The organism is Dictyobacter aurantiacus (genome assembly GCF_003967515.1).
Lineage (GTDB): Bacteria > Chloroflexota > Ktedonobacteria > Ktedonobacterales > Ktedonobacteraceae > Dictyobacter > Dictyobacter aurantiacus.
This window is the reverse complement of record NZ_BIFQ01000002.1, coordinates 1,231,556-1,255,307: the sequence shown is the minus strand read 5'-3', so window position 1 is coordinate 1,255,307 and position 23,752 is coordinate 1,231,556. Positions and strand designations below refer to the sequence as shown.

General features: G+C 49.8%; 18 protein-coding genes. 9 read left to right on the top strand and 9 right to left on the bottom strand.

The window, feature by feature from the left end; all coding sequences use genetic code 11:
- The first annotated feature begins 1,059 nt into the window (after positions 1-1,059).
- From KTT_RS30005 to KTT_RS36855, 5 genes are all read left to right on the top strand, one after another.
- A complete protein-coding gene (locus KTT_RS30005) occupies positions 1,060-3,297 on the top strand; it encodes a hypothetical protein (RefSeq protein WP_126601363.1) in 2,238 nt (745 codons plus the stop codon).
- Positions 3,298-3,678: 381 nt separating this feature from the next.
- Positions 3,679-3,978: a hypothetical protein gene (locus KTT_RS30000; RefSeq protein ID WP_126601362.1), complete on the top strand. Its 300-nt coding sequence runs from the start codon at positions 3,679-3,681 to the stop codon at positions 3,976-3,978.
- A gap of 1,093 nt (positions 3,979-5,071) precedes the next feature.
- Entirely contained in the window at positions 5,072-6,937 is a 1,866-nt protein-coding gene (ltrA, locus tag KTT_RS29995) for a group II intron reverse transcriptase/maturase (RefSeq protein WP_126601361.1), read from the top strand.
- Positions 6,927-7,766, top strand: coding sequence for a ParA family protein (locus KTT_RS29990; protein WP_160146224.1), 840 nt, complete (start codon positions 6,927-6,929; stop codon positions 7,764-7,766). The genes ltrA and KTT_RS29990 overlap by 11 nt, the downstream gene beginning before the upstream one ends.
- Complete coding sequence (locus tag KTT_RS36855) at positions 7,750-8,421, top strand: hypothetical protein (protein ID WP_218031046.1); 672 nt, start codon at positions 7,750-7,752, stop codon at positions 8,419-8,421. Before KTT_RS29990 ends, KTT_RS36855 begins: the two co-directional genes overlap by 17 nt.
- A 210-nt stretch (positions 8,422-8,631) precedes the next feature.
- Here the strand turns inward: KTT_RS36855 and KTT_RS29980 are convergent, their stop codons facing one another.
- Positions 8,632-9,525 (bottom strand): hypothetical protein, encoded by an 894-nt coding sequence (locus KTT_RS29980; RefSeq protein WP_126601359.1) that lies wholly within the window; start codon positions 9,523-9,525, stop codon positions 8,632-8,634.
- Positions 9,526-9,944: 419 nt separating this feature from the next.
- Here KTT_RS29980 and KTT_RS29975 point away from each other — a divergent pair, with 419 nt between their 5' ends.
- Positions 9,945-10,817 (top strand): nucleotidyltransferase domain-containing protein, encoded by an 873-nt coding sequence (locus KTT_RS29975; protein WP_126601358.1) that lies wholly within the window; start codon positions 9,945-9,947, stop codon positions 10,815-10,817.
- A gap of 48 nt (positions 10,818-10,865) precedes the next feature.
- Here KTT_RS29975 and eno read toward each other — a convergent pair whose 3' ends face one another.
- The 7 genes from eno to KTT_RS29940 all read right to left on the bottom strand — a co-directional run bounded on the left by eno (position 10,866) and on the right by KTT_RS29940 (position 18,302).
- Positions 10,866-12,143: a phosphopyruvate hydratase gene (eno, locus tag KTT_RS29970; RefSeq protein ID WP_126601357.1), complete on the bottom strand. Its 1,278-nt coding sequence runs from the start codon at positions 12,141-12,143 to the stop codon at positions 10,866-10,868.
- Positions 12,118-13,182, bottom strand: a complete 1,065-nt coding sequence (locus tag KTT_RS29965) for a phosphotransferase family protein (RefSeq protein ID WP_126601356.1) — start codon at positions 13,180-13,182, stop codon at positions 12,118-12,120. Before KTT_RS29965 ends, eno begins: the two co-directional genes overlap by 26 nt.
- Before the next feature lie 164 nt (positions 13,183-13,346).
- Entirely contained in the window at positions 13,347-14,525 is a 1,179-nt protein-coding gene (locus KTT_RS29960; protein ID WP_126601355.1) for a mandelate racemase/muconate lactonizing enzyme family protein, read from the bottom strand.
- Positions 14,526-14,549: 24 nt separating this feature from the next.
- Positions 14,550-15,599, bottom strand: a complete 1,050-nt coding sequence (locus KTT_RS29955) for a galactitol-1-phosphate 5-dehydrogenase (RefSeq protein ID WP_126601354.1) — start codon at positions 15,597-15,599, stop codon at positions 14,550-14,552.
- 52 nt (positions 15,600-15,651) lie between these two features.
- Positions 15,652-16,530: a fumarylacetoacetate hydrolase family protein gene (locus tag KTT_RS29950; protein ID WP_126601353.1), complete on the bottom strand. Its 879-nt coding sequence runs from the start codon at positions 16,528-16,530 to the stop codon at positions 15,652-15,654.
- 89 nt (positions 16,531-16,619) lie between these two features.
- Positions 16,620-17,318: a FadR/GntR family transcriptional regulator gene (locus KTT_RS29945; RefSeq protein ID WP_235845980.1), complete on the bottom strand. Its 699-nt coding sequence runs from the start codon at positions 17,316-17,318 to the stop codon at positions 16,620-16,622.
- 318 nt (positions 17,319-17,636) lie between these two features.
- Positions 17,637-18,302, bottom strand: coding sequence for a hypothetical protein (locus tag KTT_RS29940; RefSeq protein WP_126601351.1), 666 nt, complete (start codon positions 18,300-18,302; stop codon positions 17,637-17,639).
- Between the two features lie 288 nt (positions 18,303-18,590).
- Between KTT_RS29940 and KTT_RS29935 the strand changes: the two genes are divergently transcribed.
- The 3 genes from KTT_RS29935 (at position 18,591) to KTT_RS29925 (ending at position 23,296) form a co-directional block, all read left to right on the top strand.
- Positions 18,591-22,001 carry an Eco57I restriction-modification methylase domain-containing protein gene (locus tag KTT_RS29935; RefSeq protein WP_126601350.1) on the top strand — a complete coding sequence of 1,137 codons (3,411 nt, stop codon included), beginning with the start codon at positions 18,591-18,593 and terminating at the stop codon, positions 21,999-22,001.
- A 128-nt stretch (positions 22,002-22,129) separates the two neighbouring features.
- Positions 22,130-22,726 (top strand): hypothetical protein, encoded by a 597-nt coding sequence (locus KTT_RS29930; protein WP_126601349.1) that lies wholly within the window; start codon positions 22,130-22,132, stop codon positions 22,724-22,726.
- A 66-nt stretch (positions 22,727-22,792) separates the two neighbouring features.
- Positions 22,793-23,296, top strand: coding sequence for a GNAT family N-acetyltransferase (locus KTT_RS29925; protein WP_126601348.1), 504 nt, complete (start codon positions 22,793-22,795; stop codon positions 23,294-23,296).
- 100 nt (positions 23,297-23,396) lie between these two features.
- Here the strand turns inward: KTT_RS29925 and KTT_RS29920 are convergent, their stop codons facing one another.
- The gene (locus tag KTT_RS29920; protein ID WP_126601347.1) at positions 23,397-23,648 is read right to left on the bottom strand and encodes a hypothetical protein; all 252 of its coding nucleotides are present in this window, start codon (positions 23,646-23,648) and stop codon (positions 23,397-23,399) included.
- Positions 23,649-23,752 lie beyond the last annotated feature (104 nt).

Here is a 23,752-nt window from a genome sequence, read left to right as displayed (position 1 = left end):
GGCTTCCTTTATAAAATGCGGCTATTCCTACCTCCGGCTATTGCCATCTTCAAATTGAAAAACGATGTTGTTCAACACGTACATATATATAAGTAGAGAAACACTAAAACACCTTCATATGATATCCCCACCAGGGTCCGGTGCATTCTGACTCCAGATAAGAGAAAAACAGCTTTACACATCCCAGTAGATCAGTAACATACCCCCACCAGGGTCCGGTGCATTTTGGTTGCAACCAGTGGTAGATACCCCCACCAGGGTCTGGCGCATTTTGGCTGATCCTGCTAATAAATACCCCCACCAGGGTCTGGCGCATTTTTCTCGAGATCAGCGATAAATACCCCCACCAGGGTTCGGTGCATTTTTCTCGAGATCAGCGATAAATACCCCCACCAGGGTTCGGTGCATTTTGGTTGTGTACACAGAAACATACCCCACCAGGGTCTGGCGCATTTAGTCTCATCATGCTCTGCCATAACCCCACCAGGGTTCGGCGCAAATTCTACTCAATGTGATAAATGGTCAATGAGGAGGCTGAATAATTTGTATAACATTAGAGGCCATAAAATCGATAAATATCGATTTTAATATTCGGGCCATAAGGATCGATATGTGTAGATGGAAACACAAAGCCAGGGATAAAAGCAGTAAATCATTCCTGGCAAACAGCAAAGCGGGATAGCTAATACACTAACGATCGATGTTTATACCAGAAGTACTGTGCTCAAAAACGTCATCCCCACCAGGGTTAGGTGAAAACCCCACCAGGGTTAGGTGAAAACCCCACCATTGTTAGGTGCATTTTTGAGCGTAAAACCATCAGAGTAATAAGTAATTACTAAAAGACACTGCCACTAGTAAAATGCGATTTCGCAAGGTACTATGTACATCACGACTTGAAGTGCGTGCACCAGAGCGAATACACAATAGGTTTACAAAGAAATTTAGTCTCTGTACTGAGTGGGGGGAAACCAATATTTTTATAGCGGTTTCTTACCCATCAGGCAAGCAAGCGATAAAGGCCAATAAATAAAAAAATATGTGGAAGGTGTAGGAAAGATGGGGGGTATTGCAAGTGAATATGCCAATGTTATGCCACCAAAATTTTTTAGTGAGGAAGCGGCAACGTATATGCAGCAAAGTACGATAGAAATTCAAAACATGCATAGCCAGGCGATCAGCCAGCCTGAGCACGTGCTGTCTACTGATGCTGCCCAATTCACAAACTACGAGCGAGTAGATCCATCGACACTAAAGGTTATCGCCACCCTCTTCCCAAGCGGTGGATTAGAATTTCTGGCTCGGTTATTACAACACGCGACAATCAAACAGGCGACGTTGCCAGGGATAGGAGTCAGAGAATATGTTGCGGTCATCAACGCACGTACGCTACGCGCATTGGCTAAAATCATCAAATGGGGATACGACACGACCCACAAATACGTGTCACTGTTCGATGCCTTAAATCTACTAAGCAAGGTCAAGGACGGCAAAGAGCTCAAGATCGTTATCCATATGGGTGCATATCAGGCACCTAAAAATTTACAAAGGCTTGATAAGTTAATCACCAAGAGCCGCCCAAAGGTTCAGCAGTTCGCCAGGAACGTCAAGGGACGCCTTCTCAAGCATAATCTGCTATCTATATCACCTGAGCCCTCCGACGAGGCTCAGGCGTTCTCAGAATGCGATCCACAGCTGCAACAAAAATTCTATGGCCCTATGTTAGAAATTATGGAGTCAGAGGGCATAGATCGCGCAAAGGGACAGCACGTTCTATTTCGCATGGTCAATGAAGTATTGGGAAAGATGTTGTTTCCCAAACTGGCCGATGAGGTTAAACAACCATTCAGGTCTACCATGGTCCCAGAATCAAAATCAGAAGTCTACCATTCCCAGAACCCGAAAGGTTCAGGAGTCTACCACCCTCAGAGCTCAAGAAACTCAAAAGTCTACCTTCCTCAACATGAAGGACACACGAAATATCAGGGATACACTCAGTCAGAGTCTACCCGGTCTACCGATTTGCAGCAAAAAGTCTACCCTGTAGGTAGACTTTCACCAGAAAGTAAAATAAGTACACCCGAAAAGTCTACCGATCGTGAAAAGTATTCCGCGCCAGAACAAAAAGTCTACCTGGAACCGCAAAATGAGTCTACCTTACAGCCATCAAGGGTAGACTCGATGTCAGAACTCCTTCATGTCTATAGTGATTTACTCGATGATCAAACAGTAGACTGGGAACAAATGGATCTACCAAAGCAGTTTTTTGAAGGCGTCTATGAGCAGATATATGCTTACTATGTTCGTTTGCACAACACAGGACTGCTGACACGTACAGTGCGGAACGTCTGGCAGTCAGTTGAGATCAGCATTATAAAAAAGCAGTCTGTGGTCTATGATGTTGATAGCACAGCAGCCTGCATATATGTCTTCCAGTGCACAGGACGTGAGTATCATCCACCAGTCACACAATCCAAGAAAGTCTACCCTGCTCCTGCTTCTCAATCTGTGACGACAAAAAAGCGTTTCTCGCGTGATCAGTACCCGGAAGACTGGTATCAGCCACCTGCCCATCGCGATGATCGTAAGGTAGACTGGTTGCAGCTCACAGTAGACCCTCAGAAAACGTTGGTAGACCACAACGCTGAGCAGGAAGTAGACTACGAGGGTGAAAAGTCTACCGCTCGCGAGATTTTTTCAGATAACCACGGCGATAAGTCTACCATCAATTCAGATAATCACAGCGAAAAGTCTACCGCTGGCGAACCACAAATTGAAAAGTCTACCTGGACGGGAGACTTTTTCGAGCAAGAACCAAAAAAAGTCTCCCGTTTGAACGCCGAAATAGACCTGAAAGCTTATGGAGATGAGTTCTATAACGTAATACGTAACGGTAATATATATATATTATTTAGTAATATATATAATAACGTTACGTTACGTAATAGCGCAGCCAGGTTTTTAGCACGCTTATTTGACAACAATGAGAGCGAGAAGATTTGTAAAATAAACAGGACTCTCCTGAAGAAATACAGTCCTGAGAATATTACAACGGCTTTTATTGAAACAGTTTTGTCGATGCATGAGCCTGGTTATGACTCACTACAAAATCCAGGTGCCTACTTTACGTCTCGCTGCAAGTACTATAGCAATCAGAGTGCCAATGAAGAGATATCACGTATCGTTGAAATTTACTCTAGCATGACGTATGAGGAATTGATGGTTGAAATGAAATCAGTTCTCAGCAGCGGAAAGAAATTGCGAGAAAAAGTTTACTCTAGCCGTGAAAAGTTTTGATCTTCTCTAGAGTGGCTTTTTTTATCCCATAGAGCCCTGATTGCTATTGTTTTGTCCACTGCAGCCTTCTGCCATCAGTTTCTATGCCGACCTGTAATACAAGGTTGGCTGAGAGGCTCATTAACGGCTCTCAAGATAAAAAGACCAGTAGTGACTGCTAAAAAACAATCAAAGCCATTTCTTGAGTCTCTCAGGGCCAAATAAGATAGGTTAAAGCGCTTACCCTATCCGTTAAGCAACCAGGATATTGTTAAAACGGCCGACTACATGGCGATAACGACTCTCGCGTTATCGTTCCTCTTCGTGTACAATTTTTGTAGCAATAAAATGGATCATGATCCATTTTATTGCTACAAAAATCAATTTTAGAAGGGTATTTACGTGACTGGATTTTCAGGATCTGATCAAACAGAAACGCTCAATGACATGTGCGTCGTTCAAGAGGCTGCTCAACTGCTAGGTGTAAAGACCAGTCGTATCCATGCGATGATTGAAGACGAAACGTTACCTTCTCGTCTGGCATCCATGGAAGAGATCGCGCAGTTGCTCTTCAGCAAACGTATCAAAGGCGTACCTGGTTCTGGCATTCGACTTATTCCCCAGTCGGCTGTCGCCGCAGCTGTTGGACGTCGCAAAAGAGGTTGGCCAAAAGGGGTTGCACGCTATCAACATAAAACATAAATAACGTGTACGTGTACGTGTACGTGTACGTGTACATCTACGTACACGTACACGTTATTTTGAGCTCAAATAACGAGAAAAATCTTCCTTTAATATTTGAAAAAGCCTTTTATTGGCGCTTTGATGTATGTTACAATGCCCATGGCTATGCGTCTTTATTGTAGGACGTGTACGTGTACGTATACGTGTACATCTACGTATACGTGCGTTTTGAATCGGTAAAAGAGGAATAATTACTGGCGTTTTAAGCGGTAAACCGTTCCTTATATATAAGGGATGGCTATGAGCTGGGGTGAATTCAATGAAAATTCAGGCCAGGACATATGTCAAGGCTGTCATGGAGAAAGAATGTCCTTATATATATAAGGAACGGTTTGTCTCCGTATGAATGATGGATAAGAGGGATCAAATAGCCAGCGGTGCCTTTAGACATTGATGCAGGTTTTTTAATCGCGATCGAAATAGATAGATCACGTTATTTGAAAGGGATAAACGAAGAAGCATGACAAGAATATTTGCACTTTGCAATAACAAAGGGGGGGTCACCGTGCGTCCGTAAGGCGCTCTTTGTATTGCCCCCAAGGGGGTCACGGGTGGAGAGAACCCGTGTGATCGACGAGCTTACCGGAGATGGAAACGTCACAAGGGAACACAGCATGCTCGTAACGCGTCGAGCCTGGAAGTCAGCCTACAGGCGGCGATGCAAGATCAAGAAGTGGCATGGCTAAAGCTGGATTGCTTTAAACCCAGTTCCTTGGCCCTAACCCACCGGGGTGCGCGAACGCTGATTGATAACGCGCACAGAGGAGTTTACAGGAGTTATTGGTTACGACACCTGTACTCTCCAACATCCTCTCAGCGTACCAGAAAGTACGTCAAAGGAATGAACGGGAGCCTAAACCACTTGAAGAGACAAAGAGAACGCTAAACGGAGATCACCTACGTCGGGATGCCAGGAAATTCTGGCTATGGAGGTAGCTCCTGAATACTCGATATGGTGACGGAGCTTCCATAGTAGTCCGAGATGGGTAATGACCATCACATGGCGAAGGGAAGCAGGTCATTCAATTGATAGCACGCGGAGGTATGCGCAATGCAAGAAGCCGAAGTGGTTCTGTCAATGCTAGGTCGAAAATCAACCGAAAACAGTGAGTTTGTTTTTGACAGGCTGTACAGAAACTTGTTCAATTCGGATTTTTACCAGTTGGCATATAGCAACATCTATGCCAGGGAAGGAAATATGACCCAGGGGATAGACGAGAGCACAATCGATGGTTTCAACAAAGCCAGGGTAGAGAAGCTCATTGCTTTACTCAGGCAGGAAACCTACTATCCAAAACCGGTCAGAAGAACATACATTCCTAAAAAGAATGGTGATCAGAGGCCGCTGGGGATACCTTCATTCGAAGACAAGCTCGTGCAAGAAGTCATCCGGCTCCTGTTGCAAGCGATCTACGAACCAGTGTTTCAAGACACTTCCCATGGGTTTCGACCCAATCGAAGCTGTCATACCGCACTGACGCAGATCAAAACAACCTGTAAAGGAACGAATTGGGCTATTGAGGGAGACATTAAGGGATTCTTTGACAACATCAATCACAAGATACTCTTAACACTTCTCTCTCGAAAAATTAGTGATGGAAGATTGCTCAACCTGATTGAGCGTTTTCTCAAAGCGGGATACATGGAATTTAGGCAGGTTCACAACACACTCGCAGGAACTCCGCAAGGAGGGATCGTGAGTCCAATACTGGCCAACATCTACTTGCATGAGTTGGATCTGTGCATGAAGAAAATTTGTGAGCAGCATACAACAGCAAAGAGAATCCGTAAAAAGTATCAGCCCTACCAGGAACTGAACATGCAACGGTATTACGCCAGAAAAAATGGAGACTACGTACACGCCCAGGCACTGCTCAGACAAATGCGAACCATGCCATCCATTGATCCGCTCGACCGAGAGTATATCAGAGTCAACTACACGAGGTACGCAGACGATTTTGTGGTCATGATCAACGGCAGTAAGAGCTTAGCGGAACAGATACGCAAGGAAATTGGTGCGTTTCTCCAACAGGAACTCCAGTTGGAGTTAAGCATGGAGAAAACGCTGATTACGAACGTATCTGACCAAAAAGTGCGCTTTCTAGGATACGAGATAGCCAAGTCCCTGGAAAATACGGCTATCACAACGGACACCAGAGGCCGAAAAAAGCGAACTGCCAATGGGACCATACAACTGCTCGTACCAGGCGATGTAGTAAGAGAAAAGCTCAAGCCATTCGTGGCAAATGGAAAAGCAGTCCATCACAACGCCCGAATCAACGTTCCAGCACTCGACCTCCTTCAGCAATACAATGCGGAGATACGAGGACTCTACGAGTACTACAGCCTTGCAACAGATGTCAGCACGAAAATAGGCAAGTTCAGGTACTACCATTACTACAGTCTGTTAAAGACAGTCGCCCGTAAGGAAAAATGCTCGATAAAGAAAGTCGTAGACAAGTATGGCGTGAGCGTGAAAGTGAAACAAGGAACCGGCACCAGGAAAATCTTTGGCGTCATCTATGAAACCAAAGAAGGTCCAAAGACCATGACCTATTTCAATGAACCGCTCAAGAAGAAGGACAAACCACACGAGGGAAGAAATGCCAATGGCATCATTGAAACAGTCATTCCTCAGAGGCATCAAATTCTCGATAGGATGAATGCCGGAAAGTGCGAGCTTTGTGCGCACGAATCAGCAGATCTGACCGAATTTGAAGTCCATCACGTCAGAAAACTCAAAGACATCAAGCAGAAATACGCGAAACGGGGAAGCCATGTACCCAACTGGGTACTGGCAATGAGCAGCCTGAACCGGAAAACCCTCGTGGTATGCAAACCATGCCACGATGCTATCCACTCAGGCACCAATGTTCATAGTATCAAGAACGCTGTTAAGGGGAAAAATGAGAACTAGGAATGGCTGGAGAGCCGGATACGCTGAAAGGTGTACGTCCGGTTCGGAGGGGGGTTCACGCAAACCTGCTGTAGCGATGCAGCAAGGCGGCGGGTTCCTACCCTACAAGACAACGACAACTGTTAATCTTGGGTATGGCCTGGCACGTGCTGGTAAGCGCGTGCTGGTGATTGATACAGATGCTCAGAGTAATAGCACGTACAGCCTATTAGGCACTTTGGATCAAGAGCAGACCCTGTTTGATGTCTTAACGCAAGGCGTTCGTATGGCTGATACTATTGTGGAGTCGGTGGGACAAAAAGGATTATTTGTTGCTCCTGGCTCAATTAATTTGAGCGCCGCCGATCTTTTGATGGCTTCCGCGCCTGGTCGCGAGCGCAAACTTGCCCGTGCCCTCAATCAGGTAAAAGATGATTTTGATTATGTCTTGATTGATACTCCTCCCAATTTGGGAGTGCTGACAGTAAATTCATTTATCGCCTGTACCGATGTCATTATTCCCATTGCTTTAACGACGTACGCATTGATCGGTATTAGCATTCTCGAAACCACTATGCAAGAGCTGCGCGAAAATTTGGATGTTTCATTGCCAATTTTCGGTGTGGTGGCCAATTTAGATGACCATACACGCTTGAGCACAGATGTCCTGAGCGCGGTGCGTGAACACTTTGGGGATATGGTGTTTGATACGGTGATTCCTCGTAATATTAAAGTAGAAGAAGCCCACAATCAGATCGCCTGTCTCTTTGATTATGCCCCCACCAGTACGGGAGCAATAGCCTATTCAAAACTGGTGAAGGAGGTACTCCAACGTGCCGAAGGAAACTAAGAAGTTTATCAATCCCTTGCTTCGCCCGAGCGCGAGCGCCGATGCAAGGCCCGCGCCGTCCTCTCAGCCTGCAGTCGCTGAGGAGGCTGAAGAAAAGTCCTCTGGCGAATCGTCAGCCAAATATTCGGAAGAGCAGCCTGAGTCAACTCGAGTAGAGGATACTCAATCGTCTGTCGAAACTACCAGTCAGGCACGTGCTGATGAAAAAGATGCTGAAAATACTCCTTCTATAGCAGAGCCATCGTCAAGCTCTGCACGTCGTAGCTCTGCAAACAAGTCTCAGTCCTCACGAGAGGTGACTCAGAATCGCGGGCAGGTGCGTTCAAATCAATCAACTTCGAGTGAAGACGTTGTATCTTATGCAAGGACCAGACCTCTTGCTGAGCCAGTCGATTTCTCTTCCGAGGACTACGCATTGGAAACACCCTTCGGGAACTATGACCCGACGACTTCTACAGAGAACAGCCATACGGGCGCTCGGCGCCCTCGTAATCCACAGCAGTCCTTTGAAATGACCCATGCACGTATTACCCTCTGGATGGATAAGCAGTTGAAGCAGCGCTTCGAAGCTCTGGCCTCCCAGCGCGAATTGCCAAAAACTGCTCTGATTAACGAAGCTGTAAGCGCCTTGCTTAAAAAATATGAAACCCGTTAGCAATGCCCAATACAGAATGGCTGGTCCTCTTTGTGAGCCAGCCATTCTTTGTTATTGTCTACCTTTTATAATGAAACTTTCAAAGCGCAAAAAAATCTGCCAGAAAACTATATGAATTGCATTGATAAGGTAGAATTTAAATTTAGATAAGTAATCACTGATACGGAGCCATATTGTGTATCGTGTCAATATAAATTATTTTAGATCTATCTAATAAGGTAGGGGGCTTATCTTCACGTAGACGTAGACGTAGACGTAGACGTAGACGTAGACGTAGACGTAGACGTACACGTAGACGTACACGTAGACGTAGACGTACACGTAGACGTACACGTACACGTACACGTAGACGTAGACGTAGACGTAGACGTACACGTAGACGTACACGTAGACGTACACGTAGACGTAGACGTAGACGTAGACGTACACGTACACGTAGACGTACACGTAGACGTACACGTAGACGTACACGTACACGTAGACGTACACGTACACGTAGACGTACACGTAGACGTAGACGTACACGTACACGTAGACGTACACGTAGACGTACACGTACACGTAGACGTAGACGTAGACGTAGACGTAGACGTACACGTACACGTAGACGTACACGTAGACGTACACGTAGACGTACACGTACACGTAGACGTAGACGTAGACGTAGACGTAGACGTAGACGTAGACGTACACGTACACGTAGACGTACACGTAGACGTACACGTAGACGTACACGTAGACGTAGACGTAGACGTAGACGTACACGTACACGTAGACGTACACGTAGACGTACACGTAGACGTACACGTACACGTAGACGTAGACGTAGACGTACACGTAGACGTAGACGTAGACGTAGACGTAGACGTAGACGTACACGTACACGTAGACGTAGACGTAGACGTAGACGTACACGTACACGTACACGTACACGTACACGTACACGTACACGTACACGTACACGTACACGTACACGTAGACGTACACGTACACGTACACGTACACGTACACGTACACGTACACGTACACGTACACGTACACGTAGACGTAGACGTAGACGTACACGTACACGTAGACGTAGACGTACACGTAGACGTAAAACATGTTTTCGCTGCAATTTTTGCATGATTTCGATAGAGGCGTGAAATGGGGGAGCCGTAACTCCTGGAAATGCCGCTATTTGTAATTCTAAGGCTCTACAGTGGCCTTTAGGCTGTGGAGATATAAAAGTATACCTTACATCCTCTTAAAGCCCTTTCTTGATTCTCTGAATCCATTTTAGCTCAAGCACAGTGATGAAATTTGATGTGTGTCCGACCAGACCCGATCTGGAGCTCTAGTGACCAACTAAATGGTAATATAACTCACGTGTACACGTACACGTACACGTGAAATTGATTTCTTATATACGTTTTGCTGCGCGATTATTTTATATTTATTACGATGAGTGAAGGGCTTTTCTTTTTCTTTATGCCGTTATCAGAAGTAAAGTAAAAGTTTATATTCGTATCAGCAAGGAAGGTATGACTGTTATGCAGGTGGAAGCTTTGATTAATGTTATAGTTGAGCGCGTTAAGCATATTAAAGGTGTAAAGGCTATTGTGTTGGGAGGCTCTTATGCGAGCAATACACAGCGGCCTGATTCTGATATCGATATTGGTCTGTACTATGGATCTGATCAACTTCTCGACATTAAGGCGGTGCGCGCTGTGGCGCAGGAGCTGAATGATTTTCCAGATCCTACTGTAACCGCATTAGGTGGCTGGGGTACCTGGGTCAATGGAGGCGCCTGGCTAACCATTCAAGGGCAGCGGGTCGATTTTCTTTACCGCGATCTCAATTTTGTGACTACTACCATTGATGATTGTCTGCATGGTAAGGTGATTTCTGATTACTGGCAGCAGCCTGCCTATGGCTTTCATAATTTTATGTATTGTACTGAAACGGCCATCTGTAAGCCGCTGTATGATCCAGAGTACATCATTGAAACTTTAAAGACCAGGATCAATCCTTATCCTTTACTACTTCAAAAAGCAATTATAAAGAATTTTCTCTGGAGCGTGCGCTTTACGCTGGAAAACATGTATAAGCCAGCAAAGCGAGGGGAAGTCTATATGGTTGTTGGTGGATTGGCGCGGGCTGTCCATTGTCTGGTACAGGTGTTGTATGCTCTCAATAAAGTCTACTATTTGAGCGAAAAGAGATTAGCGGCGGATGTCGCTGCCTTCGCTATTAAACCAGACAATTTTGTAGAATGCATTACAGTTTTACTTGGTAAGATTGGTACCACTGGCGAACAGCTACAGGCATCAATCGCTGCGGTGGAAGAATTATATGCGCAGGTCGATCAACTAGGAAGTGATGTTCTCAATCAAGTTGCGGATACCAATCATTGAGCGACTTGATTGAGAATTGTGGGCATATGCGCATCGGATACGGATTATTCAGGATAGGGTTGGCCATTTTATCAGGGGCAAGTGTGTCTCGTTTTCAATCTCTAATAATCGATTATACTTTGTCAGGCGTTCACCGTGGGTAATTGAACCTATCTTGATCTGGTCGCCGGACCAGCCAACCGCGAGATCCGCTAACCAGTTGTCTTCGGTCTCGCCGCTGCGTGCGCTGATGGTGACGCGCCAGCCAGCTGAATGCGCTAGCTGATAGGACTGTGCTGCCTCGCTGAGTGTGCCTATCTGATTAACTTTCAAGAGCAAGGCATTGGCGGCCTGATTGGTAATGGCGCGCTGGATGCGCGTAGGATTGGTACATAGGAAGTCGTCGCCCAGTACGAGGGTCTGTGCAGCAAGACGGTTATGCAGCCCTGACCAGTTATCCCAGTCATCCTCGGCTAATCCATCTTCAATGCTGACCAGGGGATAACGCGACGACCAGTCCGTCAGGCGCTCGATCATGTCTGCACTCGATAATTGCTGCCCGTCGAGATGGTACTGTCCCTGCTGAAAAAAGTGGCTGGATGCAACATCGATCGCCAGCGCAACATCTTTTCCCGCTGTATAACCGGCTATCTCTATCGCTTCAACGGCATCCGTCAGCATGGTCTCGGTGTTGGGAAAGGGAGGAGCCAGGCCACCTTCATCGGCCGTCAGGCTACGGGTACCATATTTTTTATAGGTCAGCTCGGCGGCGGATTGGTAGATGGCGAAGGTTACGGCTAGCGCCTCATCCATCGTTTGCGCCGCCGCTGGTACCAGTAATACATCCTGAATGTCTACCTGACCACCGGCATGTTTGCCTCCACTAAAAAGGTTAATGGTAGGCCGTGGTAGTGTGCGCAAAGAAAGTTCCTGCATATCGGCGAAGTGCTGATAGAGTGGGCGCTGTCGCTCTATAGCTACTGCGCGCGCGAAAGCCAGAGAGACGGCCAGGATGGCATTGGCTCCCAGACGAGATTTATTCGGTGTACCATCCAGTGAAATTAACATGGTGTCCAGTTCTTGCTGACCGGCCAATGGACGTCTGCTTAGCGCGCTATTAATCTCTCCATTGATATTGGCGACCGCCTTACGACATCCCAAACCTCGATAGCGTGCGGGATCATTATCGCGTAATTCATGTGCCTCGGCCGCTCCCGTTGAGGCGCCCGAAGGGACGGAGACGATTCCGGTTGCCCCGCTATCTAATGTACACCGGGCTTTGACCGTTGGACGCCCCCGGCTATCCAGAATTTCCCATGCGCTAAGCTGTTTGATCGTTGTCGTCATACTGATTGATCCTCTCTATAAATTGCTCAATAAGTGCGTTGATAGTGGCTGGTTGGTCAGTGATGAGGCTCAAAATAACCTGGCGCTGCCGCAAACGTTGCTGGGGAGAGAAATACTCCAGCATGGAGCGACCAGCGACTCGGGCCAGCATGCAGGCCAGTGTATGACGAACCGCTCGTGCTTCCAGAGGCCGCGACCAGGGTACATCTTCAATGGACTTCTTATAGTTTTGCCAGTACATGTTGGCGGCCCGTGCGAAATCTGTTCTTTGAGCGGTAAGGTGATGTGCTTTGCTTAAGAGATGGGTGAGTGAAAAACCGAGATCGAAGGCGGGATCGCCATAGTGGATGACTTCGTGATCCAATAAAATAAGTTTGTCGGCATGTACCAGGATGTTTTTGGGGCTGTAATCACCATGTACCAGCGTTAAACGGTTGGCGCGTGTCTCTTGAACCAGCGTCTCGATGAAGGTGTTGGCTTCTGGAACCTGCGTAGCGGTATAGAGATAATATGGTTCGATGCGTAGCGATTCAAAAAATGAGGTGTCGTCGAATACACGGGCGATTCCCTCTTGCCGCTCGTAGGCATGGCGATGGATGTTGCCCAGCAATTCACTGAATTGCACGACGTGTTGATCTTGCAGCTGGCCTGCTAGCAGCAGTGTTTTCCAGTTAGCGTGTGGCTGAGGCACAGCTTGCATCGCCAGCAAATGCTGGATATGATCCTCAAACACAAAGGGGGTAATCGTACCAGAGGGTGCCAATTGTGATAGCCAGCGGATGCCGAGCGCCTCACGGTGGATACGTTCGGGACTGCTAAACCAGTCCGTGGCCACGCGCAGCTTTGCCAGCGCCTGCTTGATGACCCAGCTCTCTCCGTCTGCGCGCTGCACCAGTACGGTACGATTCGAGATCCCTCCGGCCAGTATCTGAATAATCGGTTCTTCTTCGGGTTCTATGCGCCCATGGGCCTGTAAGTAACGCTGAAGCACTCCTGGTTGCTCAATGTCTAGAGCACCATCATCGATGTTTTGTTGCATAAGTGCCTTCCCTGCAAGTGCTTGATTTCAGTTGCAATATAAGAGAACAACTTTGGAAGTGATGGAAACGAGGCGCGATATGCAGTGTAGACGGATAGAAATGAGTATCAATGCGGCATCCGCAATGGGGTATTTCGCCATTGCGGATGCCGTATCTGATCCTGTTATTGGGCGGCTGGCTGTTCAGCCTGCCGATACTGCCAGTCCTGCTTGAAGAGATCGAAGAAGACATCTTTATGTGGGTGTGCGGCGATGAAGTCTTCGTTCAGCTTGACGCCCAGTCCTGGTCCTGATGGTAACGGGAAGCTACCATCGGCTGGATCAACTTCGGGCATGCCGGTGACTACGTCCTTCACCCAGGCATCGGCGAAGTCGTTAAAGTGCTCCTGGATTTTGAAGTTGGTGGTACTGGCTGCCAGGTGCAGGGCCGCCGCTGTTCCAACCGGACCACATACGTTATGTGGCGCGATCAGCATATAATAAGCATCCGCCCAGGCGGCGATCTTTTTGCTTGCCAGTAGACCACCAGTATGCGTAATATCCGCCTGGACGATGTCCGCCGCCTGTAGCTCAAATAGTTCGCGGAACTCGTATGGTGTATGCAGACGTTCGCCGGTGGCGATGGGGATTCCCAGTGGACCGGTGGCGTCGCTGACCTTCTTGAGAACCGCCAGATTTTCGGGTGGTACTGGCTCTTCAAACCAGCCGGGAGTAAAGCGTGCCAGTTCCCGTATCATTTCCGTCGCGGTGGCGGCGTTGAAGCGTCCATGCATTTCTATAAATATATCTATCTCCTCACCGACGGCCGCACGTATGGCCTCGATGAGTGAGATGGCGCGCCGTTTCTCGGTACGACTCAGCTCATAGAAACCGGCGCCGAACGGATCGACTTTGAGCGCGCGATAGCCGCGTGCCGCGACTCTTTTTGCGGCCGCGTGAAATTCCGCCGGCGAGCGTTCTACTGTATACCATCCGTTGGCATAAGCCGGGATGCGTTCTCGTACGGCGCCTCCCAGCAACTGATAAACTGGAACATTGAGCGCCTGCCCCATGATGTCCCAGCAGGCGATTTCAACGGCGGCGATCGCCGACATCATGATCTCGCTGGGTCGCGCGAAGTCACGTCTGAACATCCGCTGCGTGAGATCCTCGATCCTGAAGGGATCCGAGCCCAGTATGTGATGCCTGGCCGCTTCATTTAGATAGCCCAGGAGCGACTCGGTATGGTTAACCATGCGTACTTCTCCCACACCACGCAGCCCTTCATCCGTCTCGACGACGACATAGGTTAGATTACGCCAGGGTGTGCCAAGAACAAGCGGACGTACCGCACTGATTTTCATCTTACTCATCCTTTTTGTTTCGCTTTATTCTACACGCAGAACGATTTTTGTGGCCGCCACACTGCCGGCGATCAATTCGGCGAATGCGTTGGCACCAGCGGCCAGCGGACGTTCCTCCAGCCAATCTGTTTCAGCTTGCAGCAGGCCCTGCTTCAGGTACCCGAAGGAGAGGTCAAAATCGGCTGGCGTGTAGCTAAAGCTTCCACTGATCGTTACTTCTTGTCGGACCAGGTAGTTCGCTTCCAGCGGAGAAGATTCGTGATGGAGGCCAATAAAGACGACTTGCCCACCGGGAACTGCGGCCTGGACCGCCTGGGCGCGCGTGCTGTTCAAGCCAACCGCGTCGATGACCGCGTCAACACCACCCGGAAAGAGTTGTTGAATGGTCTCCACCACGTTTTGCTCGCCCGCGTTGATGGTTGCCTGCGCACCCCAGCGGTTCGCGATGTCCAGTCGGGATGGCGACATGTCGCTGATTACGATATTCTGGATGCCCAGTGCCTTTGCGGCGGCCAGGCAGAAGAGTCCAATAGGTCCCGCACCCAGAATGAAGAGGCTCTGCTCCGGCTGTAGGTGCGCGATAGAGACGGCTCTTACGGAACATGCCAGTGGTTCAGCCAGGGAAGCGATCGAGGTCGACATATTGTCTGGTAAGGGATAGCAGAGTTGAGCAGGCACGGCTACATAATCTGCGAAGGCACCCGGACGATGGATGCCAATGATCTGGCGGGTGCGGCAGAGATTTGGTCGGTTGGCCCTACAGCGATCACAGTGTCCGCAGGTGATCAGGGGATTGAAGGTAACCCGCGTATCTATGCTGGCCGGGCTGCCATCGTGAAAGGTTCCATCTGTTACCTGCACGACCCGACCGGCGGCTTCATGCCCCATCACTAAGGGTGGTTTACGCAGGCTATTTTCACCCAGGTAGCCGCTCAACTCTGATCCGCAGATACCGGCCGCGCTTACCTTGAGCAATACCTCGCCCGCTTTGGGCTGGGGGACTCCGGTCGTGCGCATCTCCATCATACGTGGACCCAGCCAGGTTAACGCTTCCATCTGTTGCGTTGTACTCATCCCTCTATCCTTTCAGTGTATTTTTTCTTGCCGTGTATCCGCAAAGACAGGCTTAGCGTAGGACATTTGTCAATCTACCCAGGTTACCGATCTCGATCGTGACCTGGTCACCCGCCTTGAGCCATTGAGGTTGGGCATAGCCCGAGATGACCCCTTCAGGTGTACCGGTGACGATCGTGTCACCCGGCTCTAGCGTAATATACTGGCTCAGGTAGCTCACAAGATAGGGGACCGAGAAGATCATATCCGAGGTGTTGGATTGCTGGCGTATCTCACCATTGAGCCAGAGTTTGATGCTCAAGTTTTGTGGATCACCGACCTCGTCAGAGGTAACCAGGTACGGGCCGATGGGCAGGAATTTGTCGACCGTCTTGCCAAGCATCCATTGCGAGGTACGGAACTGGAGGTCGCGTGCGCTCAGGTCGTGTCCGTTACAATAGCCCAGCACATAATCAAGGGCTTCCTGTTCTGAAACATTGTGGGCGCGGCGTCCGATGACCAGTGCCAGCTCCGCCTCATAGTCATATTGCGTGGCGTTCGCAGGCAAGGGAATATCTTCACCAGAGCCCGCCAGTGTGTTGGCGTATTTGGGGAAGAGTACCGGCGATTCTGGTACGGGCATCTTCGATTCAGCCGCGTGGCGCCGGTAATTCAATCCTACGCAGATGATCTTGCCATAACGTGAGGCACTGGGACCATATTGGATGTTGTCCTCTGACAGCAGCCAGTCGCCACTTTTGCCTTCGGCCGCGTTAACCAGCTGGTGTAATCCCTGCAGATCAACAGCATCTCCACTACAGAGCTCTTCAAAAGTAGCAGGAACGTGCTGAATATGTAACGCCGTGCTGGCGGCGGCCACATCGATGATGCCGCGCTCGGTTTTGATTCCTAACTTTAAACCTGTTGGCGCATGAAAAGTTAATAGACGCATGGATGATCCTTTCCTTTAAAACTATGCAGGTACAGAGTAACAACACTATTAGAGCTACTCACGAACGTTCAACATGGCTGTCTGCCTGATTAAGATTGTTCCTTAAGCAGGCGTTGCTCAATATGTTCGAGATGGGTAAGCATCGCATTATGGGCGGCCTGAGCATCATGAGCTTTCAGGGCGTTGATGATCCCCTGATGATCTTGAATGGTCTGGGCAAAAACACCGGGCAGCGTCGATGTGCGCTGACGACTGGCGCGGCCAAGGCTACGGATACTGGCCATGAAACGTTTTAAAAGGGGATTACGCGCGGCCTGCGTGATTATTTCGTGTAGATCCAGATCGGCCTGGAGATACACTTCTGGATTGTCGAGACCCACTTTAGAGCGTTCGACGCAGGCTTCAAGTTGGGTGAGTTCTTCTTCGGTAATGTGCCGGGCTGCCAGCGCGCAAATACCAGGCTCTAGAATCTTTCGGGTCTGAAAGAGCTGTAAATATGTGGAGTCATCCAGCGAAAAGACGAAATCAAGATGCTCAACCAGTGCCGATGGTTCGAGCGCCGTAATGTATGCGCCTGAGCCATGGCGCAACTCAACGACGCGCATGATCGATAGCGTACGTAACGCTTCGCGCAGCGAGGGCCGACTCACCTGCATCATCGCGGCCAGTTCCCGTTCGGGTGGCAGTTTATCTCCGGGCCGCAACTTTTTTTCTCGAATCAGCAGCAGCAGATGACTGACGATATCCTCCGCCACCGCGGATTTTGGTATAACCTGGAATGATGACATCACATACCCTATCCGTTACAGAATGAAAATTGGTAAGATGACTTGTCCAAAACGTACCATGACAAAATCTTATTGTCAAGTAGAGCGAGAGCGGAAACAGGGCTTTTTAATATTCGTCCAGAGATTGTCGGAAGATCACGAGCAAGCGATACGATGTATATTCTTTCAAGTGTGGAGTGTGTGGTGGGCGGCTGCGGCCGCCCACCACACACTCCACACCTCCCAACCCGGCCCCGTAGGCGCCAAAGAGGAACATAAAAAAGCGCTGGAGTGGAAATACTGAAAGGGAGCAGGAGGACAGGCGTCCTCCTACGGTATTTAAAGGGTGGTGATGCGAATAGAGCTCAGGCGCAAGATAACTTTGCTGCCGATAATACGAATGGGGCCATCTGATAGCGTATCGGTTTTGATACTGAGCGCATCGCTGATGGATCTATCGTCGATTAAAAGGCTGGCACGCGCGCCTGAGACCTCTACGCGGAATGTATGCCACTGGGTACCCGGTTCATAATCCATGGTCTCAAAGCTTCCTCGATCCATAGAACCACTGGGATCAATATAGGCCTGCACCTGGGGATGGCTACCATTCGGACGTACGTCCGTCTGGAGGAGATTCAGGATTCCCGCGCGATATCCATCTTTATTAGGCTGTCTATCGGCGCTGATAAGTACGCTACCACCATTACTTGCTACATGGACAATCTGCAGCCGCGCTTCAACCGCGTAGTTAGAGACCCTGGGCTGGTAAGGGATGGTCAGTGATAGATTGTCCATCGGCTCGGTTTGTAAATTCTTACCCAGTATCTTCCAGCCTGGTGAAGCGTGCCAGTGGTCCAGGCCCAGGGACCAGTTGGATTCATAGAGTAAGGTACCTGCGGGCACCGGTGTCGCGGTAGGTCGGCGAAGAACTGGCGTAGGTTTGGCCGGCGCCGTTCCTCCGATAGTTCCACAACTGGCAACACAAAAAGATAAAAAAGCAATCATAACTATGCTCATAAGAATAGTGATGCGCTTGCTAAAATTGTGCATTGTCCTTCCATTTCTTTGTAATCCTGCCAGAAAACAGGTAAAATTATTGACGTGAAGCAGGTATGTCCTTCTTTCTGTGCTTTGTGTATCCTGAAAGGAGGTATAACATTTTCTCTGCATATGTATACGACGCCGATCTATCAGATCTCCCACATAAAACTTGTCTGTTTTGCCCGATCTCGTTATACTGATTGCATATTCTTGTGTTGACAATAGATGCCGGGGCAGGCTAGTGGTGATGGGATGGCGGTGTGTGTGGAGGACCAGTTTGGTAAGCAGGCTGATGCATGGTGTGAGCAGGTACGGGTAGCGGTAGAGATACTGCTAGACGCTATGGATGCCGCTCCGCTGGCTGATAAACATCAATGGTTTGAGATGATCGGGCGCGAGGTTGATGGCACATCCCTTTCTTTGCGCGATACGCTGGATGCGCTCTACCAGTCTGGAAGTGCTATCATTATGCGATTAATCGTGCTTCTCTATATGCGGGCACGCCATCTGCAACCTCTACGAGGGATGACCGATCAGCCATATGGCGATCTCAATATACTTGATCAACTATTGTGCTGCCCGGCTTCATCAGGGCGATATGACGCCTGGAAGCATCTGAAGCTGCTTTTCCTCCTCTGTGATCAGTATTTAAATCCCGGTTCTGGTGACTTTGCTCCCCATTACGTGCGCCTCTTTTTGCCAGGAGATCGACATAGTATCCGCGCGCTGCGGCGGGCGCTGGCTGTTTTGGAGTCGTGGGATATGCTTTTTTCCGATTCCTGTGTCAAGCAGTTGCTAACTATCCTGCAAACCACCTGTTCCAGTGTACCTCCGGCCCCTGGCGACTTCAAAGATTTTCCTGTAGAAGCAATCGGCCTGGCTCATCAATATCTGCTGGATTGGCAGCTTTGCTGGGATGGTCAGGATCTGTACCTGCAACAGGGAGTGGGTGCGCGTAAAGCTTCGGGTACCTTTTATACGCCACCTACATTGGCGAGGTCGCTGACCGAATGTGCCCTGGAGCCGCTGGTGTATAGACGTGATCAGCAGGGAATGCTTGTTCCGAGGACGCCAGAAGAGATTGTGAGCGTTAAGGTCTGCGATCCAGCCTGCGGGCCCGGTTTTTTTCTGCTGGCCGCCTTACGCTATATGACCGATGCCCTCTGTAAAGCTTACCAGCTTTATTGCTGTCCGCCTGTCGCGGCACCTGAACAGCAACGCGCCAGGGCGGCCATGCTGGTGGCACAACAATGTCTGTATGGCGTCGATCTCAATCTGTTTACAGTTGAACTGGCTCGCGTCAGTCTGTGGCTTGAGGTGGGCGATGATTGTATCCCTTTGAATTTTATCGATCATCAGATCAAGCCCGGCAATGCTCTGGTTGGCACGTGGTCCCACCTGTATCAGAAATATCCTGTTATGGCCTGGCTGCGCGAAGCGGGGGATGAGAACCATACCACTGGCGTGCACTATCGCGCTCGTCAATGGGGCGCCGATCTACTAAAGGTGCGTAGAGAGGTTGTTAAACCAGAGTTTCAGCAGATGCTACTTCACGATCAGGAGAAGATCGCCGGCGCGGCTTGTCCTGAGGATGATACGCTGGAAGAGGGCCAGATGCGTCTTTACGATCGCTGGTGCGCGCTCTGGTTCTGGCCGCCCGAACATCTCGATATCGCTCCCACCCCGGCTACTTTTGCCCGGAGCAGTGCGGCTGTCGATAGGATCGTAGCGACCGTGGCCGAAAAAATAGGCTTTTTCCACTGGGAGCTAGAATTTCCGGCTGTCTTTCAATCTGGCGGTTTTAGCGCCATACTATCCAATCCTCCCTGGGAAACGTTAAAGCCCTGTTCGCGCGAGTTTTTTCAGTGCTATGATCCCCACTACTTGAGCTACAATAAACAGGAAGCTTTGCTGGTCCAGCGGCAGTTGTTCGCGCGAGACGAGAAGATCGAGCAGGACTGGCTGGCATATCAGGCGTATTTCAAGTATATGGCGAACTGGGTCAGGCATGTGGCCTCTCCATCTGGTGATTCCTCAATAGCTGGCGGTAGCGCTTCTTTCAAGCTGGCTTCTGGTCCGCTGAACGAACGAATGCACGCTCCATTCCGTTACCAGGGCAACGCCGATCTGAATAGCTATAAGCTCTTTTTAGAACTGGCTCACTATCTGCTCCGGCCTGAGGGACAACTGGGTATGCTGGTGCCTGCCGCTATCTATACGGACCAGGGGACGGCCGCACTGAGACAATTATTTTTGGAGCGCTGCCAGTGGCGATTGTTGTTCGGTTTCGTGAATCGACGGCGCATTTTTGCCATCCATAGCTCTTTTAAATTTGCCGCCATTGTGCTAACGAAGGGTGGTCACACTACTCAGGTCGCGCTAACCTTTAATCAAGAGGAGGCGCAGGCATTGGCTGATCTGCGTGAGCCGCGGTTGTTATCCATGTCGCGTCAGCAGATTCTTTCTCTCAGCCCATCATCGCAGACTATCCTCGAGATTCGAGATCGGCGTGATCTGGAGATTCTGGAGAAGATCTATCCACATAGCGTGTTGCTGGGTGCGCAGCATGAGCAGAGCTGGCGACTGCGTTACGCGCGCGAATTCGATATGACCAATGACTCTCACCTGTTTGCGCCGGTGGCGCATTGGCAGTCGCGTGGCTATGCGCCCGATGTATCAGGATGCTGGATTGATCGCGAGGGGAAGGTTGCCCTGCCTTTGTATGAGGGGCGCATGATCGGCGCCTTTGATCCCGCCCTCAAAGGCTGGGTGCGCGGCAGAGGGCGGAGCGCGCGGTGGCAGGATCTACCTTTGACCCACAAGCGGTTGCAACCTCAATTCCTGATGGCGGCCGAGATCTATCGGGATAGCTCGACGGCTGTCAGAGGTAATAAGCTGGCGTTCATGGATGTCTGCTCCCCCAGTAATGCGCGTTCGATGTATGCCAGTATCGTGAATGGTTTGCCCTGTGGCAACGTGACGCCAGTGTTGCAGCCCGCGAACAGCAGTATTATCAGCGTGGCGGCGTTGGCGGCGAATCTAAACTCGTTTGTGTATGATTATTTGCTGCGCTGTCGCCTGGGTGGCGTCCATCTGAATTACTTTATTATCGCCGAGACACCCTTGCTATCACCCGAACGATTATGCGCGACCTGCTGCCCCCTGATGGCGGCCCGGCTTAATTTGATCCTGCCTGGCTGCGCGTCGCAATGGTTGGAATTGCGGTCCTTACTGCCAGAACTGGGCCAGCAGCACTGGCGTCAGCTCTGGGCAGTGACCGCGCATGAGCGCCTGCGTTTGCGCTGCATGCTGGATGCCATTGTGGCCGACTTATATGGACTTGACTATGCGGATCTCTGCTGGATTTTGAGCTCAGATCCCCGGCACATCAAGGGCTTCTGGCGTATCGATAAAGAGAAGCCAGAGCCATTGCGCCAGACAACCCTGACGTTGCAGGCTTTTGAGCACCTCATACGCGTCGGGCGAGAAACATTTGAAATGGAAGGCTGGCAACTCCCTGCCGACGTTGCGCACTATCTGGGACCACGCTTTACGTCCTGGCAATGCGAGGGAAGTATAGCAGAGAGCTGGCGCGAGTGTGAGGCTCTGGCCGACCTGACCTGTAATTTAGAGGGAAAAAGGTGCCAGCAGGTAGGGTGCTAAAACTTTGTTCCCATGTGATGGCCCGATCGCATATACTTATATCATCGAATAAAGAGATGTAGTCAGAGATTATGGCTGAACAGTTGAGGGATCACCGGGCTGATTGGCAATGAAGGGAGCAATGTTCTATGTATAGCGATCAAGCACATGAGAGAGCTGTTAAGCAGACCGCTTACCTGTGGACGTGGTGGCAAGGTGATTCCGCACCGTTCTTCCCAGAGATCCAGGGCTGGCATGTGGAGACTTCGGACGATGTATCTATGGTGGCCAGGTTGTCTAATATCAGCAAGAAAAGCGCCGAGGCGCGTTTTCAGATGGGGCATCTCTCATACCTGGCGTATCTGGATAAAAATCTGGTCTCCTACGGCTGGTCCGCTGTTCGCGAGGCCGAATTTGGAAGCCCCGGCGTCCATTTTCGCCTTCCCCCCCATAATCTTTATCTCTACCACTTTATGACGCTGTTGCCATGGCGCGGCCACGGGTTCTATCCACGCCTGATACAAGAAGTCATTAAACGCTCTCTGGCCGACTATCAGCGCTTCTGGATTATTCATCAGATCTCCAACCAGGCCTCAAGAAATGGTATTGCCAGGGCTGGCTTTCACATTGCCAATAGCATTGTACAGATGGCTAAAAATGGTCCGGCTCTCTTACCCGACGACAATGAAGAGCGGTCCCGAGCCGGCGCGGAATTGTTGGGCCTGCCATTGCTGACGAGGCGTTGAGTTTTTTCTGTTCTATGTTATGCTGTGTTTTCAGAAGATCCACGATATTGAATGGAGACGCAGCCTATGCAAAAAACGATAGAATTCGATCAGCTGACCATCCGCAATGCCACGCGTGCCGATGTGCCCGCTATCGTTCACCTGCTGGCAGATGATGTGCTGGGTCAGCAGCGCGAATGCGATCAAGATCCGTTGCCCCAGGCGTACTACACAGCTTTTGAACAGATTGATCGCGATCCAAATAATGAGCTGATCGTGGTCGAACTGGCTGGAGAGGTGATTGGTGTGCTTCAATTTACACTTATCCCATCGCTCAGCTTTCAGGGTGGGACTCGTGCCCAGATTGAATCGGTGCGCGTGGACCAGCGTTATCGCAGCCACGGCATCGGTCGCTACCTGTTCGAATGGGCGATTGAGCGGGCTCGCCAGTCTGGCTGTCGCATGGTGCAGTTGACCACTAACGCCAGCCGTGGCGATGCGCACCGCTTCTATGAGCGCCTCGGCTTTGTCAGCTCGCATGTCGGAATGAAGCTGGATCTAGTTAGAACGCTCTCTAATCATCCGGCATAATAAAAAATCCCCCCGACCGGATTGTTGCTATGATGGTTAGCCTGGTTGGCTGGAGTGGCTGGTGGAATATGGGCCAGCCATGCCAGCGAGGTTGTAGCCTTTAACTCGATACCAGGCAGATCCTGTGGTTGGTGATAGCTGTAGTCTGCGGTGTGCCGGGTGGGGCGGCGGAGGCGTGGTCTGTTTGCTCATCTTCACCAGCTACAAATACTTTTTTCTGGAAGGCGGCTACCTGGGCAGCTGCTTCAAGCAGGCTGGTTGAGTGCGGATAGAAATGCTGTGTGAAGATATCAACCGTAAGGAAGGTGATGTTTATAGAAGACAGAAAAAAAGGATTGCGCCATCCATCCATAGAAATGCACAATCCCTAAGTTTGTACACTATCCATCCATAGAAATGCACAATCTTTGTTCTGTATATGTAGCCGCGTAAGAGACCCCTACACCAACCTGAATT

Bases quoted from the DNA above. Each gene is read 5' to 3' on its own strand.
- KTT_RS30005 (WP_126601363.1), top strand. From the start codon at position 1,060: ATGGGGGGTATTGCAAGTGAATATGCCAATGTTATGCCACCAAAATTT.
- ltrA (WP_126601361.1), top strand. From the start codon at position 5,072: ATGCAAGAAGCCGAAGTGGTTCTGTCAATGCTAGGTCGAAAATCAACC.
- KTT_RS29990 (WP_160146224.1), top strand. From the start codon at position 6,927: ATGAGAACTAGGAATGGCTGGAGAGCCGGATACGCTGAAAGGTGTACG.
- KTT_RS29980 (WP_126601359.1), bottom strand. From the start codon at position 9,525: ATGTTTTACGTCTACGTGTACGTCTACGTCTACGTGTACGTGTACGTC.
- KTT_RS29975 (WP_126601358.1), top strand. From the start codon at position 9,945: ATGACTGTTATGCAGGTGGAAGCTTTGATTAATGTTATAGTTGAGCGC.
- eno (WP_126601357.1), bottom strand. From the start codon at position 12,143: ATGACGACAACGATCAAACAGCTTAGCGCATGGGAAATTCTGGATAGC.
- KTT_RS29965 (WP_126601356.1), bottom strand. From the start codon at position 13,182: ATGCAACAAAACATCGATGATGGTGCTCTAGACATTGAGCAACCAGGA.
- KTT_RS29960 (WP_126601355.1), bottom strand. From the start codon at position 14,525: ATGAAAATCAGTGCGGTACGTCCGCTTGTTCTTGGCACACCCTGGCGT.
- KTT_RS29955 (WP_126601354.1), bottom strand. From the start codon at position 15,599: ATGAGTACAACGCAACAGATGGAAGCGTTAACCTGGCTGGGTCCACGT.
- KTT_RS29950 (WP_126601353.1), bottom strand. From the start codon at position 16,530: ATGCGTCTATTAACTTTTCATGCGCCAACAGGTTTAAAGTTAGGAATC.
- KTT_RS29945 (WP_235845980.1), bottom strand. From the start codon at position 17,318: ATGTCATCATTCCAGGTTATACCAAAATCCGCGGTGGCGGAGGATATC.
- KTT_RS29940 (WP_126601351.1), bottom strand. From the start codon at position 18,302: ATGATTGCTTTTTTATCTTTTTGTGTTGCCAGTTGTGGAACTATCGGA.
- KTT_RS29935 (WP_126601350.1), top strand. From the start codon at position 18,591: ATGGCGGTGTGTGTGGAGGACCAGTTTGGTAAGCAGGCTGATGCATGG.
- KTT_RS29930 (WP_126601349.1), top strand. From the start codon at position 22,130: ATGTATAGCGATCAAGCACATGAGAGAGCTGTTAAGCAGACCGCTTAC.
- KTT_RS29925 (WP_126601348.1), top strand. From the start codon at position 22,793: ATGCAAAAAACGATAGAATTCGATCAGCTGACCATCCGCAATGCCACG.
- KTT_RS29920 (WP_126601347.1), bottom strand. From the start codon at position 23,648: ATGGATGGATGGCGCAATCCTTTTTTTCTGTCTTCTATAAACATCACC.